The sequence below is a fragment of the Streptomyces sp. NPDC058880 genome (assembly GCF_042742535.1).
Taxonomy (GTDB): domain Bacteria; phylum Actinomycetota; class Actinomycetes; order Streptomycetales; family Streptomycetaceae; genus Streptomyces.
This window is the reverse complement of record NZ_JBHYMC010000005.1, coordinates 1-14,859: the sequence shown is the minus strand read 5'-3', so window position 1 is coordinate 14,859 and position 14,859 is coordinate 1. Positions and strand designations below refer to the sequence as shown.

The 14,859-nt window shown below is 72.0% G+C and carries 15 protein-coding genes and 1 tRNA gene; 12 read left to right on the top strand and 4 right to left on the bottom strand.

Annotated features, from left to right (window positions below; genetic code table 11):
* Positions 1–163 precede the first annotated feature (163 nt).
* A tRNA-Arg gene (locus ACFW2G_RS04660) sits at positions 164–236 on the top strand.
* Positions 237–435: 199 nt separating this feature from the next.
* Positions 436–801 (top strand): PH domain-containing protein, encoded by a 366-nt coding sequence (locus ACFW2G_RS04655; RefSeq protein ID WP_030839590.1) that lies wholly within the window; start codon positions 436–438, stop codon positions 799–801.
* A gap of 14 nt (positions 802–815) precedes the next feature.
* Here ACFW2G_RS04655 and ACFW2G_RS04650 read toward each other — a convergent pair whose 3' ends face one another.
* Positions 816–1,727 carry an SMP-30/gluconolactonase/LRE family protein gene (locus ACFW2G_RS04650; protein WP_384445764.1) on the bottom strand — a complete coding sequence of 304 codons (912 nt, stop codon included), beginning with the start codon at positions 1,725–1,727 and terminating at the stop codon, positions 816–818.
* A gap of 107 nt (positions 1,728–1,834) precedes the next feature.
* Between ACFW2G_RS04650 and ACFW2G_RS04645 the strand changes: the two genes are divergently transcribed.
* The 9 genes from ACFW2G_RS04645 (at position 1,835) to ACFW2G_RS04605 (ending at position 11,196) form a co-directional block, all read left to right on the top strand.
* The gene (locus ACFW2G_RS04645; protein ID WP_037920164.1) at positions 1,835–2,269 is read left to right on the top strand and encodes an Lrp/AsnC family transcriptional regulator; all 435 of its coding nucleotides are present in this window, start codon (positions 1,835–1,837) and stop codon (positions 2,267–2,269) included.
* Positions 2,266–3,159 (top strand): DUF2797 domain-containing protein, encoded by an 894-nt coding sequence (locus ACFW2G_RS04640; protein ID WP_384445761.1) that lies wholly within the window; start codon positions 2,266–2,268, stop codon positions 3,157–3,159. The genes ACFW2G_RS04645 and ACFW2G_RS04640 overlap by 4 nt, the downstream gene beginning before the upstream one ends.
* 112 nt (positions 3,160–3,271) lie before the next feature.
* The gene (locus ACFW2G_RS04635; RefSeq protein WP_384445759.1) at positions 3,272–3,568 is read left to right on the top strand and encodes an antibiotic biosynthesis monooxygenase; all 297 of its coding nucleotides are present in this window, start codon (positions 3,272–3,274) and stop codon (positions 3,566–3,568) included.
* Entirely contained in the window at positions 3,552–4,433 is an 882-nt protein-coding gene (locus ACFW2G_RS04630) for an amidohydrolase family protein (RefSeq protein WP_384445757.1), read from the top strand. The genes ACFW2G_RS04635 and ACFW2G_RS04630 overlap by 17 nt, the downstream gene beginning before the upstream one ends.
* A 105-nt stretch (positions 4,434–4,538) precedes the next feature.
* The gene (locus tag ACFW2G_RS04625) at positions 4,539–5,306 is read left to right on the top strand and encodes a response regulator transcription factor (RefSeq protein WP_037920160.1); all 768 of its coding nucleotides are present in this window, start codon (positions 4,539–4,541) and stop codon (positions 5,304–5,306) included.
* Entirely contained in the window at positions 5,306–6,859 is a 1,554-nt protein-coding gene (locus tag ACFW2G_RS04620; protein ID WP_384445755.1) for a sensor histidine kinase, read from the top strand. Before ACFW2G_RS04625 ends, ACFW2G_RS04620 begins: the two co-directional genes overlap by 1 nt.
* Before the next feature lie 25 nt (positions 6,860–6,884).
* On the top strand, positions 6,885–8,165 hold the full coding sequence (locus tag ACFW2G_RS04615) for a glycosyltransferase (RefSeq protein ID WP_384445753.1): 1,281 nt from the start codon (positions 6,885–6,887) through the stop codon (positions 8,163–8,165).
* Positions 8,162–10,360, top strand: coding sequence for an ArnT family glycosyltransferase (locus tag ACFW2G_RS04610; RefSeq protein WP_384580951.1), 2,199 nt, complete (start codon positions 8,162–8,164; stop codon positions 10,358–10,360). Before ACFW2G_RS04615 ends, ACFW2G_RS04610 begins: the two co-directional genes overlap by 4 nt.
* Positions 10,361–10,560: 200 nt before the next feature.
* Complete coding sequence (locus ACFW2G_RS04605) at positions 10,561–11,196, top strand: TetR/AcrR family transcriptional regulator (RefSeq protein WP_384445749.1); 636 nt, start codon at positions 10,561–10,563, stop codon at positions 11,194–11,196.
* A 151-nt stretch (positions 11,197–11,347) separates the two neighbouring features.
* On the opposite strand, the gene ACFW2G_RS04600 is transcribed toward ACFW2G_RS04605, so the two are convergent.
* Both ACFW2G_RS04600 and ACFW2G_RS04595 read right to left on the bottom strand, forming a co-directional pair.
* Positions 11,348–12,988 carry an MDR family MFS transporter gene (locus ACFW2G_RS04600; RefSeq protein WP_384580949.1) on the bottom strand — a complete coding sequence of 547 codons (1,641 nt, stop codon included), beginning with the start codon at positions 12,986–12,988 and terminating at the stop codon, positions 11,348–11,350.
* A gap of 13 nt (positions 12,989–13,001) precedes the next feature.
* Positions 13,002–13,442, bottom strand: a complete 441-nt coding sequence (locus ACFW2G_RS04595) for a MarR family winged helix-turn-helix transcriptional regulator (protein WP_052030341.1) — start codon at positions 13,440–13,442, stop codon at positions 13,002–13,004.
* A gap of 117 nt (positions 13,443–13,559) precedes the next feature.
* Between ACFW2G_RS04595 and ACFW2G_RS04590 the strand changes: the two genes are divergently transcribed.
* Positions 13,560–13,799, top strand: a complete 240-nt coding sequence (locus ACFW2G_RS04590; protein ID WP_037920149.1) for a hypothetical protein — start codon at positions 13,560–13,562, stop codon at positions 13,797–13,799.
* Between the two features lie 147 nt (positions 13,800–13,946).
* On the opposite strand, the gene ACFW2G_RS04585 is transcribed toward ACFW2G_RS04590, so the two are convergent.
* Positions 13,947–14,753: a hypothetical protein gene (locus ACFW2G_RS04585; RefSeq protein ID WP_384580947.1), complete on the bottom strand. Its 807-nt coding sequence runs from the start codon at positions 14,751–14,753 to the stop codon at positions 13,947–13,949.
* Positions 14,754–14,859: the final 106 nt, after the last annotated feature.

Here is a 14,859-nt window from a genome sequence, read left to right as displayed (position 1 = left end):
CCGCACCCTTGACCGCTCCTTGCGCCGACCCGTGTGGATGATCTTCGGTGGGAGTGTTTTCCCAGGTCAGGAGTGGTTTGGGTAATGGATTTCGCGTCCCGGCGAGGTCCATGTATTGTTGTTCTCGCAAGGCCAACGGGGCGAAAAACCCCGGGAAGCCCAAGCACTCGTAGCTTAACGGATAGAGCATCTGACTACGGATCAGAAGGTTGCAGGTTCGAATCCTGCCGAGTGCACGCAGATCAGAGGCCCCGGACGAAAGTCCGGGGCCTCTGGCGTATGCCCAGGAGATGTCGGGCGGGATGTCCTCCTTGCTGGGGAGGAGGTCCCCCGGAAGATGTCAGGGGCAGGATGGCTCTGGCGGGGGACGCCGGTGACCCGGCGGCGTCGGTACGGTTCTTGCAGATCGTCCGAGGCTGGAAAACGGGGGCAATCATGGGACTGTTCGGGAATGCGCACACCGTCGACCCCGTGTCGGCGCAGCGGGACTACGCGCGGCTGCTGGGGCAGGGGGAGCAGGTGCACGCGGCCTTCCTGCTGATCCGGGACACGATCCTGTTCACCGACCGGCGGCTGGTGCTCGTGGACAAGCAGGGGCTCACGGGCAAGAAGGTGGAGTACCACTCCGTCCCGTACCGGAGCATCACGCACTTCTCCGTGGAGACGGCCGGCCACTTCGATCTGGACGCCGAGCTGAAGATCTGGATATCCGGCAGCTCGACGCCGATCGAGAAGACCTTCACCAAGGGTGTCGACATCTACGAGGTGCAGGCGATCCTGACGCAGTTCGTCGCCCGGTAGCCGCCCGGCCGGCCTCAGAGGACCCGGGGGAGGCCGGTCACCGACATCACCAGCGAGTAGAGGGAGGTGGTGGCGGTGATGAAGAGGCGGTTGTTCTTGGGGCCGCCGAAGGCGATGTTCGAGACGGGCTCGGGGATGCGCAGTCGGCCGATCAGGGTCCCGTCCGCGGCATAGCAGTGGACGCCGTTCTCCATCGCGGCCGCCCAGAGCCGGCCCTGGTCGTCGAAGCGGATGTTGTCGATGCCGGGGCAGGTGGTGAAGACCCGGTCGTCGGTGAGGGTGCCGTCGTCGGTGACCTTGAAGGCGCGGATGTGGCCCGCCCTGGTGTCCGCGGCGTACAGCTCGTTCTCGTCGGCGGAGAAGACGAGGCCGTTGGGGCCGAGGAAGCCGTCGGCGACGATGCGCACCTCGCCGGTCGAGGGGTCGGCTCGGTAGAGGTTGCAGGCGCCGATCTCGCTGGATGCGCGATGGCCCTCGTAGTCGGTGGTGATGCCGAAGTCGGGGTCTGAGAACCAGACGGAGCCGTCCGATCGAACCACCGCGTCGTTCGGGCTGTTGAGGCGTTTGCCTTCGAAGCGGTCGGCGATGACGGTGATGCTGCCGTCGGGCTCGGTGCGGGTCACGCGCCGGTTGCCCTGTTCGCACGAGATCAGGCGGCCTTCGCGGTCGAGGGTGTTGCCGTTGGAGTGGCCGGCGGGTGAGCGGAAGACGGAGACCGCCCCGGTCGCTTCGTCCCAGCGCAGCATCCGGTCGTTGGGGATGTCGCTCCAGACGAGTTGCCGCCAGGCCGGCAGGTACAGCGGGCCCTCTGCCCAGCGGCAGTCGTCGTAGAGCCGGTCCAGCCGGGCGTCGCCGTGGGTGCAGCGGCCGGTCGTGAAGCGTTCGTCCAGAATCTCGTACAAGGTGAGGTCGGCTATGGCAGACATGATTCCCCCTGAGAGAAGATTGCCGAATTTTGTTCGGTCTGATGGTGAGATTGCAGGAACAGGTACCGTCTTCGCAAGGGTTGTCAGGCCCAAGAGAGGAAGATTGCGTGGACGACATCGACCGGGCGCTCGTCCTGCGCCTGCAGCAGGACGCCGGGCAGTCCTACGCGGCCCTCGGCACGGCCGTCGGGCTTTCTGCCGGGGCCACCCATGAGCGGGTACGCAAACTGCGCGAGCGCGGGGTGATCCGGCGGACCACCATCGATGTGGACCCGACCGCCGTCGGCAGCGGGGTCCTCGCCTACGTGATGGTCGACGCCAACGCCTGGATGGGAGAGTCCGCGGAAGCCTTCGCCGCGATCCCGGAGATCCAGGAGGCGCACATCATCGCGGGCAGCGCGTCGGTGCTGGTGAAGGTCCGCACGGCCTCGACCGAGCAGTTGCAGGACGTCCTGCGCCGCCTCTACGCCATCGACGGCGTCAGCGGTACGCACGCGACCGTCGTCCTGGACACCTTCTTCGAGCGGCCGCTCCCGCTGTGACCTGGTGGTGCACCGGGATCCGGTGGAAGGGGTCCGGGCCCGTCATCGGCTGGTACGGCCAAGGGAGAGGCGAGCGCGCGAGCGCGCTGGAGTACGGGCAGCTGTTGGCCTTCGTCGCACGCGGGGAACGGCACTGCCTGGGCGTGTGGAGGGCCGGGAAGCGGACGCCCTGTCCGGCCTCCGCCACCGTTCCCGGGACTGGAGGCGGTGCGCAGTGCCCCGAATGCGCCCGCCTCGACCGGTCGTTCTCCGTGGCGGCCGACACCAACGCCGCCGATCCGCGGACCTACCGGGTCTATCTGGCCTGGTTCGGCCCCGGCCTGGTCAAGGTCGGGATCACCGCCGAGGAGCGCGGCCGTGCCCGGCTGCTGGAGCAGGGTGCGATGTCGTGGACCTGGCTGGGACGCGGGCCGCTGATGGCGGCCCGGCGTACCGAGGAGCTGTTGCGGGCGGCGCTCGGGGTGCCCGACCGGATCCCGTACGCGCGCAAGCGCGCCGTACGGGCTCATCTGCCCGGCGCGCCGGAGCGGGCGCGGGAGGTCGCAGAGCTGCACGGCCGGGCTGTGGCCCTGGCCGGGTGGCCGGAGTCCCTGAAGCGGCTGGGATGTGAAGTCTCCGACCATGCAGCGGTGTTCGGGATGGACGACTGGCAGGGGCGCCCGTCCCCGGACCGGGTGGTCGCGCAGATGACGGCCGACGGGGCCGTCGTGGGGCGGCTGGTCGGTGCCGCCGGGCCCGATCTGCACGTCGAGGACGGTTTGGTGGTCGACACCCGGCTGTTGGCCGGCTGGGAGCTCGCCGCACCGTGCGAGGGGGCGGTGACCTCGGTTCCGGTTGTACAGATCCCGCCCGCAGGAGCCCCGCCCGCGGAGCAGGACGGGCTGTTCTGATGTCCTGGCCGGGGAACCAGGAGGGCCGGTACACGGCCATGTCCCGGATCTCCTGGATCCTCCGTGCCGATCCGGTGGACACGCCGGGGGCGCTCCGCAGAGGGTGGTGAGCATGACCCTCCAGCCCCCGGGAGCCTTCGAACCGCCCAGTGCCATGGCCGTTCCCCGTGGCCTCCGCACCGAGATCGTCCAGGCCGTCCCCGGCTGCCTCGGCCACGCGTCCGCGCGCACTGCCGAGGGCCCGGCCCGCACCGCCGCCTCCTTCCTGGGCCGCGGGTCCCTCGCCGTCCGGCGAGAGGAGCCGGAGCACCGGAAGGCCGGGAGCACGGGCCGCGCCGACTGGCAGGAGAGCCGCACCCCGCGCATCGCCACCGTCGAGCGGAGCCACGGCTGTGTCCGCAACGGCTGACGCGGTCCGCGTCTTCCGACAGAGGCTCGGGCTGCCCGGACTGGTCGACGTCCACACGCACTTCATGCCCGAGCGGGTCCTGGAGAAGGTGTGGGACCACTTCGATGCGATCGGCCCCCTGACCGGCGTCGAGTGGCCCATCACCTATCGCCATGAGGAGGAGCAGCGCGTCGCGCTCCTGCGGGATTTCGGGGTCCGAGCCTTCACTTCCATGCTCTACCCGCACAAGCCGGAGATGGCCGCCTGGCTCAACGCCTGGTCCGCCGCGTTCGCGGCCCGCACACCCGACTGCCTGCACACCGCCACCTTCTTCCCGGAGCAGGGGGTGGACGCGTACGTCCACCAGGCAGTGGAGGCAGGTGCCCGGGTGTTCAAGGCACACCTCCAGGTCGGCGGCTACGACCCGAACGACCGCCTGCTCGACCCGGTCTGGGGGCTGCTGGCCGAGGCCGATATCCCCACGGTGATCCACTGCGGCTCCGGTCCCGTCCCCGGCAGGTACACCGGCCCCGCCCCGGTCGCCCGGCTGCTGGACCGCCATCCCCGGCTGCCGTTGATCATCGCGCATATGGGCCTGCCCGAGTACGCGGACTTCCTCGACCTGGCCGACCGCCATCCGACGGTGCGCTTTGACACCACCATGGCCTTCACCGACTTCTCCGAGCGGTTCGGCGGGTTCCCGCCCGCGGACCTCGGACGGCTCGCGGACCTCGGCGACCGGATCCTGTTCGGGACCGACTTCCCGAACATCCCCTACCCGTACGAGCACCAGCTCGCCGCCCTCGAACGACTGGGCCTGGGCGACCCCTGGCTACGGGCGGTCTGCCACGACAACGGCGCCCGGCTGTTCCGGCTCGACGGCTGACCCGCCCCCACCACCCGCCCGCTCCCCCGACGGGCGGGGCCCTTTCTCAGGAAATTCACAGGTTGGGGCAAGAACGCTCTCAGAGGCACCGGGGAGCGTGTCCGTATGACTGCGACGACCACCTCCCTTGCGTCCACGTCCACCAGCAACCACACGGCTCTGGTACGGCCCGACGGCGGGCCCTGCCGGGTGCTCGTCGTCGACGACGAGGCCTCCCTCTCCGAGCTGCTGTCCATGGCCCTGCGCTACGAAGGTTGCGAGGTCCGCAGCGCCGGCGACGGCGCCGGGGCACTGCGGGCCGCGCGCGACTTCCGCCCTGACGTGGTCGTCCTCGACGTCATGCTCCCCGACATGGACGGTCTCACCGTCCTCGGACAGCTGCGCCGGGAGATCCCCCAAGTTCCCGTCCTGTTCCTGACCGCCAAGGACTCTGTGGAGGACCGCATCGCGGGCCTCACCGCGGGCGGCGACGACTACGTCACCAAGCCCTTCAGCCTGGAAGAGGTCGTGGCCCGGCTGCGCGGCCTGGTGCGGCGTTCGGGTGCGGCGCAGGCGGCGCGCGGCGGCTCCGTGCTGACCGTCGGCGACCTGCGCCTCGACGAGGACAGCCACGAGGTGGTGCGCGGCGGCCAGGACGTCCACCTGACGGCCACCGAGTTCGAGCTGCTGCGCTATCTGATGCGCAACCCGCGGCGCGTGCTGAGCAAGGCGCAGATCCTGGACCGGGTCTGGTCCTACGACTTCGGCGGCCAGGCCAACGTGGTCGAGCTCTACATCTCCTACCTGCGCCGCAAGCTGGAGAGCGGCCTCGGCCTGCCTCCGATGATCCACACCCGGCGCGGCGCCGGCTACCTGATCAAGCCGGCCGAGTAGTGGCACCGCGCAGGATCCGGCGACCGGGCGGGCGCCGGCCCTGGTCACTGCGGACCCGGCTCGTCGTCGCGGCGGTGGCCCTGATCGCCGTCGTGGGAGCGGCCATCGGAACCGTCACCACCCTCGCTCTCCGCTCGTACCTGGTCACCCAGCTCGACGAGCAGCTGGAGACGTCCATGCGGATGGCCGCCCGGGCACCCGGCGGCAAGGCGGCCCGGGAGAACGGCGCGGGCATCGTCATGGCCCCCGGCAGCCCGCTGGACGCCGTGGGGGTTCGCCTGGATCACCATGGCGCGGTCCTCGGGAGCGCCCGCAACACTCGCGGCGAGGGCTGGTCTCCCGACCAGGTGCCGCCGTCCCTCACCGAGGCCCAGAGCACCACCCTCGCCGCGGCCGCCCAGAAGACCGTGCAGGGGTCGCCCGAGCGGGCGGTGGGCGCCGAGTTGCCGGGCCTGGGCGCCTACCGGGTGCTGGCCTCCCCCGACCGGACCGTCGTCCTGGCCTTCCCGCTCAGCGAGGTCAACGCCACTGTCGGAGCTCTGGTCGGGGTCGAGGTCTGCGTCACCCTGGCTGGACTGATCGCCGCTTCGCTCGCCGGGCAGGCCCTGGTGGGCGTCGCCCTGCGCCCGCTGCGCCGGGTCGCGGCCACCGCCACCCGGGTCTCCGAACTGCCCCTGCACAAGGGCGAGCCCGCACTCCACGAACGGGTCCCGGACGCCGAGGCCGACCCCCGCACCGAGGTGGGCCAGGTAGGTGCCGCCATCAACCGGATGCTCGGGCACGTCGCGTCCGCCCTCACGGCCCGTCAGCAGAGTGAGACGCAGGTGCGGCAGTTCGTCGCCGATGCCAGCCACGAGCTGCGCACGCCGCTGGCCTCCATCCGCGGCTACGCCGAACTCACCCGGCGGGGCCGCGAGGAGCCCGGGCCCGACACACGGCACGCCCTGGGCCGGATCGAGTCCGAGGCCACCCGGATGACCGGCTTGGTCGAGGACCTGCTCCTGCTGGCCCGGCTTGACGCCGGGCGTCCGCTGTCCACCGCCGACGCCGAAACCGACCTCGCTCCGCTCGTCATCGACGCCGTCAGCGATGCCCGGGCCGCCGGGCCCGATCACCACTGGCGGCTGAACCTGCCCGAGGAGCCCGCGTCCGTACGCGCCGACGCGGCCCGCATCCAGCAGGTGCTGGTCAATCTGCTCGCCAACGCCCGTACGCACACGCCGCCCGGCACCACCGTCACCGCCCATGTTTCACGTGAAACATCCGCCGTCCGACTGCGCATCGAGGACGACGGGCCCGGCATCGCACCCGAGCTGCTCCCCCGCGTCTTCGAACGCTTCGCCCGTGGTGACGCCTCCCGCTCCCGTGCCGCCGGTTCCACGGGCCTCGGACTGGCCATCGTCCAGGCCGTCGTCACGGCCCACGGCGGCAGCGTCGACGTGCAGAGCGAACCGGGTCGGACCTGCTTCGACGTCGTCCTACCGCTCGACGGGTCCACCGGGGCGGCGGCTGCGGACTCACAGACGGGGCACAGGCTCAGCACACTGAGGTGACAGGAGGCCGCGGGAGTGTCGGAACATGCCAACCGACACCTCTCCCGGGGCCCTTCCGGCACGGGCGCCCCTCGCGCCTGTGCCCGGCGAGCCCGTCCTTGACGTGGTGATCCCGGTCTTCAACGAGGAGAAGGACCTCGGCCCGTGCGTGCGCCGACTGCACGAGCACCTCACCCGGACCTTCCCCTACCCCTTCCGGATCACGGTCGCCGACAACGCGAGCACCGACCGCACCCCCGAGGTCGCGGCCGGGCTCGCCGCGGCGCTGGACGGCGTACGCAGCACCCGTCTGGAGGAGAAGGGCCGGGGCAGGGCCCTGCGTACGGTCTGGTCCGGTTCCGAAGCCCCCGTCCTCGCCTACATGGACGTGGACCTCTCCACCGACCTGAACGCACTGCTGCCGCTGGTGGCCCCCCTGATCTCCGGTCACTCCGACCTCGCCATCGGCACCCGGCTGGCCCGCTCCTCGCGGGTCGTCCGCGGAGCCAAGCGGGAGTTCGTCTCCCGTGCCTACAACCTCCTGCTGCGGTCCTCCCTCGCCGCCCGGTTCAGCGACGCCCAGTGCGGCTTCAAGGCCATCCGGCGCGAGGTCGCCGAGCGACTGCTGCCGCTCGTGGAGGACACCGGCTGGTTCTTCGACACCGAGCTGCTCGTGCTCGCCGAGCGGGCCGGCCTGCGGATCCACGAAGTGCCCGTGGACTGGGTGGACGACCCCGACTCCACCGTGCACATCGTCAAGACCGCCACCGATGACCTCAAGGGCGTCTGGCGCGTCGGCCGGGCGCTGGCCGTCGGAGCGCTCCCACTCGACCGGCTCGCCCGCCCCTTCGGCGACGATCCGCGCGACCGTACCGCGGTGCCCGGGGTGGACGGCGGGCTGGCCCGCCAGCTCATCGGCTTCTGCACCGTCGGAGTCCTCTCCACCCTGCTCTACCTGGTGCTGTACTCCGCCTTCCGGGGCGGGGCCGGCCCCCAGCTGGCCAACGGCGCGGCCCTGCTGCTCTCCGCCGTGGCCAACACGGCGGCCAACCGCCGGCTGACCTTCGGGGTCCGCGGCCGGGCGCGTGCCGTACGCCACCAGGCCCAGGGCCTGGTGGTCTTCGGTATCGGGCTGGCCCTCACCAGCGGTTCCCTCGCCGCCCTCACCGCGGCCACGCCCCATCCCGCGCACGGCACCGAGCTCGCCGTCCTGATCACCGCCAACCTCGCAGCCACCGTGCTGCGCTTCCTGCTCCTGCGCGCATGGGTCTTCCCCGAGCGGCGCGGCACCGATTCCCGCCCGTCTATATCCAAGGAGAGCCGATGACCACGGCAGCAATCCCGATCTTCCCGGCCGCCGTGGCCGGCGCCTCTGTCGCCCGGCCCCGCTGGGAACGGCCCGCCCTCGCCGGCCTGCTGATCGCCACCGCAGTCCTGCTCCTGTGGGACCTGGGCGCCTCCGGCTACGCGAACTCCTTCTACTCGGCAGCGGTGCAGGCCGGCAGCGAGAGCTGGAAGGCCTTCTTCTTCGGCTCCTCCGACGCGGGCAACTCCATCACCGTCGACAAGCCTCCGGCCGCGCTGTGGCCGATGATGCTGTCGGTCCGCCTCTTCGGGCTGGGCTCCTGGCAGATCCTCGCCCCGCAGGCCCTGATGGGCGTGGCGACCACCGGCGTGCTGTACGCCGCCGTACGCCGCCAGTTCGGACCGGGAGCCGCGCTGTTGAGCGGTGCAGCCTTCGCGCTGACACCCGTCGCCGCGCTGATGTTCCGCTTCAACAATCCCGACGCGTTGCTGACCCTGCTGCTCACCGTCACCGTGTACTGCCTGTTGCGGGCCCTCGAAGGGGCGCACACCCGCTGGCTGGTCTGGGCCGGGGTCGCGGTCGGCTTCGCCTTTCTCACCAAGACCCTGCAGGCCTTCGTCATCCTGCCGCCGCTCGCCGTGCTGTACGCGGTCTGCGCGCCCACCGGGCTGCGCCGCAGGCTCGGCCAGCTGCTGCTTGCGGGCGGCGCGATGGTGGTGGCGGGCGGCTGGTGGGTCGCCGTCGTCGAACTGTGGCCCGCCTCCTCCCGTCCCTACATCGGCGGATCGCAGAACAACTCCTTCCTTGAGCTGACGCTCGGCTACAACGGCCTCGGACGGATCAACGGCAACGAGACCGGCAGTGTCGGCGGCGGTGGAGCGGGGGGACCCGGTGGCGCCGGCGGCGGTGGACGCTGGGGAGAGAGCGGCATCGACCGGCTCTTCTCGGGCAACATCGGCGGGCAGATCTCCTGGCTGCTGCCGGCTGCCCTGGTGCTGCTGGTCGCCGGGCTGGTGATCACCTGGCGGGCCCGCCGCACCACCGACTCGGTGGACGGGATGGCCCGCGCGGCCTTCCTGGCCTGGGGCGGCTCGCTGCTGATCACCGCGCTGGTCTTCAGCTACATGCAGGGCATCTTCCACGAGTACTACACCGTCGCACTGGCGCCCTTCGTGGCCGCGCTGATCGGTATGGGCGTCGCCGTGCTGTGGGAGGAACGCGGCAGCACGCCGGCCGCCATCACCCTCTCCGGCACGCTCGCACTGACGGCGATCTGGTCATACGTCCTGCTCGGCCGTGCCACCGACTACCTGCCCTGGCTGCGCTGGGCGGTGCTGGTGGGCGGGCTCGTCGCCGCTGTCGCGCTGCCCTTCGCGGGGCGGGCCGGCCGGCGGATGCTCCAGCTCACCGCGGGAGTCGGGGTGGCGGCGGCCCTGGCCGGGCCGTTCGCGTACTGCATGACCACCGTGAGCACCGGCCACACCGGCTCCATCGTGACCGCCGGACCGGCGGTGGCGGGAAGCCGGGGCGGCCCCGGCGGGATGCCCGGCGGTCCGGGCGCCCCCGGCGGGATGGGGCAGGGCGGTCCGGGCGGCCAGGACGGCGGCCAGCGCGGCGGCGGTACCTGGCCGGGCGGCGGGCAGCAGCCCGGTGGCACGCTGCCGCAGGGCGCGGTACCGCCGGGGCAGGGGCAGGGGCAGGGGCAGGGGCAGGGGCAGGACGGTACGCCCGGAGCGGGCGGCCGCGGAGCAGGGCGGCCGGGAGGCGGCCCCGGCGGGACGCAGGGCGGCCGAGGCCCGGGCGGCGCAGGTGGCCTGCTCAACGGCGCCCAGGTCAGTGCCGAGGCCAAGGCGGCCCTCACGGCCGACGCCGAGGACTACACCTGGGCGGCGGCGGCCATCGGTTCGCAGAACGCGGCCAGTTACCAGCTGGCTTCGGGCGTGCCCGTCATGCCGGTCGGAGGCTTCAACGGCAGCGACCCCTCGCCGACCCTGGAGCAGTTCAAGGAGTACGTGCGGGACGGCAGGATCCACTGGTTCATCGGCCAGAGCAGTGGCGCCGCGGGCGCCGGCGAGGACGGCGGACGCCGAGGCGGCGGTCCGGGAGGCCCCGGCGGTGGCACCAGCACGGAGATCGAGAACTGGGTCAAGGCCACGTTCAAGGAGTCCACGGTCGGAGGTGCCACCTTCTACGACCTGACCGCACCGGTGTCCTGACCAAGCGTCATCCGCGGCTGTGTACACGGCCTCCGCCTGTCATCCGGCCCTGGCCGGCGGGGGCCTCTGAGGGTCGGGGAGATCCCGTGGCATCGGACACCGCTCCCCGTTCCGGCCCGATCGGCGGCCCACCCCCTAGCATCAAGAGGGCGGACCGGGCATTCCGGGGCCGGTCCAGCCGTCCCGAGGAGGGTGCCTGCATGGTGACCGCGGCCGATCCGGGAGAGACCCGATCCAGTGTGTGGCTGGTGGCCAGGTCCGGCCCGCCCGGGAGACGCCGCGCCGAAGCACCCTCCGGGCTCGACCGGGACCGGATCACCCATGCCGCCGTGCGGCTGCTCGACGCCGACGGACTCGCCCGGTTCTCGATGCGGCGGCTGGCCTCCGGTCTCGGCGTCACCGCGATGTCCCTGTACTGGTACGTGGACACCAAGCACGACCTGCTCGAACTGGCCCTGGACCGGGTCCTGGGCGAGCTGGCCCTGCCGACGGGGCAGCCGGGGGGCGGCGGGGCAGGCTGGCCGGACGGGCTGAAGGACCTGGCCCTGGGCTACCGGCGGGTGCTGGCGGACCACCCGTGGGTGGCTCCGCTCAGTGCCGCCTACCCGAACATCGGCCCGCACGCGCGGGCCTTCGACGCCGCCCTCCAGCGGCTGATGGACGCCACCGGGCTGATGGGGGCCGCCCGGACCGGCGCCCACCTGGCCGTCCGGCAGTTCCTGCACGGCTGCGGGGGCGCGGTCCGGCGGACGCCCGAGGGCGACTTCTGCCTGGCGCTCGACGTCCTGATCGCGGGCATCCAGGTCCAGGCCACCGCGGCCGGCGTACCGGCCTGAGCACGAGCCCGGCCTGAGCCCGGCCGGAAGCCCGGCCCGGGGCTCGGCGCGAGCCCCGGCCCGAACTGTGCCCGGCCGCGCCCGGGCACAGCCCGCGCACGACCGAGCGCCGCCCGGGAGACGGGGCGGCGCTCGGTGGGAGCAGAGGGGATCAGGCCTTGACGGTGGCGTCCACGACCTCGCCGGCCCTGGCCGCACCGGCGGACGAGGCACCGTCCGAAGCCGCCGCCGGGGTGTGCGCCGCGGGCTTCGACTTCAGGGCGACCTCCTTGATGAACACCACCAGCACCAGTCCGAGAAGCGCGAACGGGGCGGCGTAGAGGAAGACGTCGCCGACGCCGTGCCCGTACGCGGACTCGATGACCTCGCGGATCGGCGCGGGCAGCTTGTCGAGGTCGGGGATCCCGCCGCCGGCGGTGCCGCTCTGGCCCAGGGCCGCGGCCTTCGGGCCGAGGGCGGTGAGCCCCTCCTGGACGTAGTGGGTGACCCGGTGGGCCATGACCGCGCCGAGTGCCGAGACGCCCATGGCGCCGCCGAGGGAGCGGAAGAAGGTGACCACCGAGCTGGCCGCGCCCAGGTCCTCGGGGGCCACCTGGTTCTGGGTGGCGAGGACCAGGTTCTGCATCATCATGCCGAGACCGAGGCCGGTCACCGCCATGTAGACCGCGATGTGCCAGTACGGGGTGTCGTACCGCAGGGTGCCGAGCAGCCCCAGCCCGGCCGTCAGCAGCACACCGCCCGAGACGAGCCAGGCCTTCCACTTGCCGGTCTTGGTGATCACCTGACCGGAAACGGTGGAGGAGACGAAGAGCCCGCCGATCATCGGAATCGTCAGGATTCCGGACATCGTGGGGGACTCGCCCCGGGCCAGCTGGAAGAACTGGCTGAAGAACACGGTCCCCGAGAACATCGCGATGCCCACGAAGAGGGAGGCCATCGAGGCGAGGGTGATGGTCTTGTTCCGGAAGAGCCGCAGCGGGATGATCGGGTCGCTCGCACGGGACTCGACGAGGACGAAGAGCAGTCCGAGGACCACCGAGCCGCCCGTCATCGCCCAGGTCTGCCAGGAGATCCACTCGTAGGAGTCGCCGGCCTGGGTGACCCAGATCAGCAGCAGGGACACGGCGCCGCTGATCAGGAAGGCGCCCAGCCAGTCGACCTTGACATCACGCCGCACGACCGGCAGCCGCAGGGTCTTCTGGAGGACGATCAGCGCGATGATCGCGAAGGGCACGCCGACGTAGAAGCACCAGCGCCAGCCCAGCCACTCCGTGTCGGTGATGACACCGCCCAGCAGCGGGCCGCCGACGGTGGCGACCGCGAAGACCGCGCCGAGGTAACCGCTGTACCGGCCGCGCTCGCGCGGGGAGATCATCGCGGCCATCACGATCTGGGCGAGGGCCGAGAGGCCGCCGACGCCGATGCCCTGGACCACGCGGCAGGCGATCAGCGTGCCGGTGTTCTGGGACATGCCCGCGACCACGGACCCGAGGACGTAGATCACCAGGGATATCTGGACCAGCAGCTTCTTGCTGAAGAGGTCGGACAGCTTGCCCCACAGCGGGGTGGCCGCCGTCATGGACAGCAGGGCGGCGGTGACCACCCAGGTGTAGGAGGACTGGGTCCCGCCGAGGTCGCTGATGATCTGGGGCAGGGCGTTGGAAACGATCGTGGAGGACAGGATCGCCACGAACATGCCGAGCATGAGCCCGGACAGCGCCTTCATGATCTGCGAATGGGTCATGTCCACGGATGCGGACACGGGGCCGGTGGTCGTCTCCGACTGGGCCATGTCTTTCCTTCCTCTAGAAGCTCGATCGGAGTCGGGCCAGCAGGGTGTTGAGTACGTCGATGTCCTGGGCGGACCAGTCGTGGAGGGCTCTTTCCAGGGCGGCCGTGTACCGGGCGCCGATCTCGGCGAGCAGCGCCCGTCCGGCCGGGGTGAGCCGCAGGATGCGGCAGCGTCCGTCGCCCGGGTCCGGCTCGCGCTCGATCCAGCCGCGGGCGGTGATGTGGGTGACGTGCCGGCTGGTGACCGAGATGTCGACGGCCATGAGGTCGGACAGCCGGCTCAGCCGCATCTCTCCGTGCCGGTCGAGCACGGTGAGCACGGCGGCGGCGCCCGGCGGGCAGTCCGGGGGCAGATTGCGGGCGAGTTCCCGCTTGACCGCGCCGATCCCGGTCAGCCGGCGGGCCAGTTCCTCGTGCGGAGTGGTCCGCGTCGTCTGCGTTGTCTGCGTCGGCATCGAGCACCCTCCCATCTTGTTGCTTGAGGCAACCATAGAAGCCAATGGTTGCTACAGGCAAATTAATCTGGAGGCGGGGCGGTAAAGGAATCGGAAAACCGGCTAGGGTCCTGCTCCATGGCTGACAACCACAACTCACAGGCACCCGAGGGCAACTACGACCCGGCGGGCAGCACCCAGATGTTCCGGGCCTTCGTCGAGGAGGCTGCGCCGGCTCGGCAGGCGGGCCCCGGGGCGCGCCAGCAGCGTCGCGCCGAGCAGGAGGCGGCCAAGTCGTCCGGCCAGGCCGTGAAGATCGGGCTGGCTCTCGCGCTCGTGCTCGTGATCGGCGCGGTCGCCTGGGTCGTCATGCGCTGAGGTCGCCCCCCGCGCCGAGGCCCTGGCCCGCGCCGAGGCCCTGGCCCGCGCTGGGATCGCGGGTCGTGGTGAGGTCGCGGGCCGCGCCGAGGGGGGCCGAAGCGGCAGCGGGCGCCGAAGGTGCCGGGCTCCGGGTGCCAGGGCGGCTCAGCTCCAGGTCGCGGTGACCTTCCGGGTGTCCACGTGCATGCCCAGCGGCACCCGCCAGGCCTCCAGGCACACCGTGTAGGTCTGCGTCTTCGATGCCCCGCCCGCGATGGGCGCGGGTAGTGCCTGGGTCGTGGTGATCGTGGTCCAGTCGATGCCGAGGGCGCCGATGACGTGCGTCGCGAAGCTGACCGTGCCCGAACGGGCGGCGGTGGTGCCGGTGTTGGTGAAGGTCACGGTGACCCGCTCGCACCGGCGGTCGGCCGTGGCGGACCGGGTCGGCGCGGACAGCGCCAGCCGGGCCGGGGTGGCGGGCGGCGCCGGAGGCGTCGTACCGGGCGGGCTCGGAGGCCCGGTGGGGCCCGTCGGGGCGGTGGGGTCGGCGGGGTTCGCCGGTGTGGCCGGGCCGCCGGGTGTGGCGGGCCCTCCTGGTGTGGCCGGCCCCCCGGCTGTACCAGGGGTGCGGCCTGCTCCGGCGGTGGTATCGGGAGCGCCGACGGAGCCGCTGGGCGCGGTGGCCGTCGCCCCACCCGTCATGCGGCTGCCTGCGGTACCCGATCCGGCGGGGCCGGCCTGCGTACGGCGCGGCGAGGCGGATCCGCCCGCCGCGGGCGGATCGCCGAGCTGGTGGAAATCCACGCCGTCCTGCGGGGCGACGTTCTCCCCCGCGCCCCGTTCGGGGCCCGGGGCGGCGGCGCCCACGGCGGAGAAGCCCTCGCGCGCCGGGCCGCCGCAGCCGGTGAGGCCGCCGACGGCCGTGCAGCACAGGGTGAGCAGTGCGGTGGCCGCCCGCGATCCCTTTCGCATCGCGCCAGTGTTCCTGACGGATCGTCAATTGTGAAGCGGTCGGCACCTGATCGCCTCGTAGACGTCCCGACGGAGGCAACGGGGTCCGCGGGCCCGCGGACCCCGT

What these genes read in the sequence shown, in the direction of transcription:
- ACFW2G_RS04635 (WP_384445759.1), top strand. Translation starts at nt 3,272, where the DNA reads ATGACCCTCCAGCCCCCGGGAGCCTTCGAACCGCCCAGTGCCATGGCC.
- ACFW2G_RS04590 (WP_037920149.1), top strand. Translation starts at nt 13,560, where the DNA reads ATGGCTGACAACCACAACTCACAGGCACCCGAGGGCAACTACGACCCG.
- ACFW2G_RS04605 (WP_384445749.1), top strand. Translation starts at nt 10,561, where the DNA reads ATGGTGACCGCGGCCGATCCGGGAGAGACCCGATCCAGTGTGTGGCTG.
- ACFW2G_RS04650 (WP_384445764.1), bottom strand. Translation starts at nt 1,727, where the DNA reads ATGTCTGCCATAGCCGACCTCACCTTGTACGAGATTCTGGACGAACGC.
- ACFW2G_RS04600 (WP_384580949.1), bottom strand. Translation starts at nt 12,988, where the DNA reads ATGGCCCAGTCGGAGACGACCACCGGCCCCGTGTCCGCATCCGTGGAC.
- ACFW2G_RS04610 (WP_384580951.1), top strand. Translation starts at nt 8,162, where the DNA reads ATGACCACGGCAGCAATCCCGATCTTCCCGGCCGCCGTGGCCGGCGCC.
- ACFW2G_RS04655 (WP_030839590.1), top strand. Translation starts at nt 436, where the DNA reads ATGGGACTGTTCGGGAATGCGCACACCGTCGACCCCGTGTCGGCGCAG.
- ACFW2G_RS04615 (WP_384445753.1), top strand. Translation starts at nt 6,885, where the DNA reads ATGCCAACCGACACCTCTCCCGGGGCCCTTCCGGCACGGGCGCCCCTC.
- ACFW2G_RS04585 (WP_384580947.1), bottom strand. Translation starts at nt 14,753, where the DNA reads ATGCGAAAGGGATCGCGGGCGGCCACCGCACTGCTCACCCTGTGCTGC.
- ACFW2G_RS04625 (WP_037920160.1), top strand. Translation starts at nt 4,539, where the DNA reads ATGACTGCGACGACCACCTCCCTTGCGTCCACGTCCACCAGCAACCAC.
- ACFW2G_RS04595 (WP_052030341.1), bottom strand. Translation starts at nt 13,442, where the DNA reads ATGCCGACGCAGACAACGCAGACGACGCGGACCACTCCGCACGAGGAA.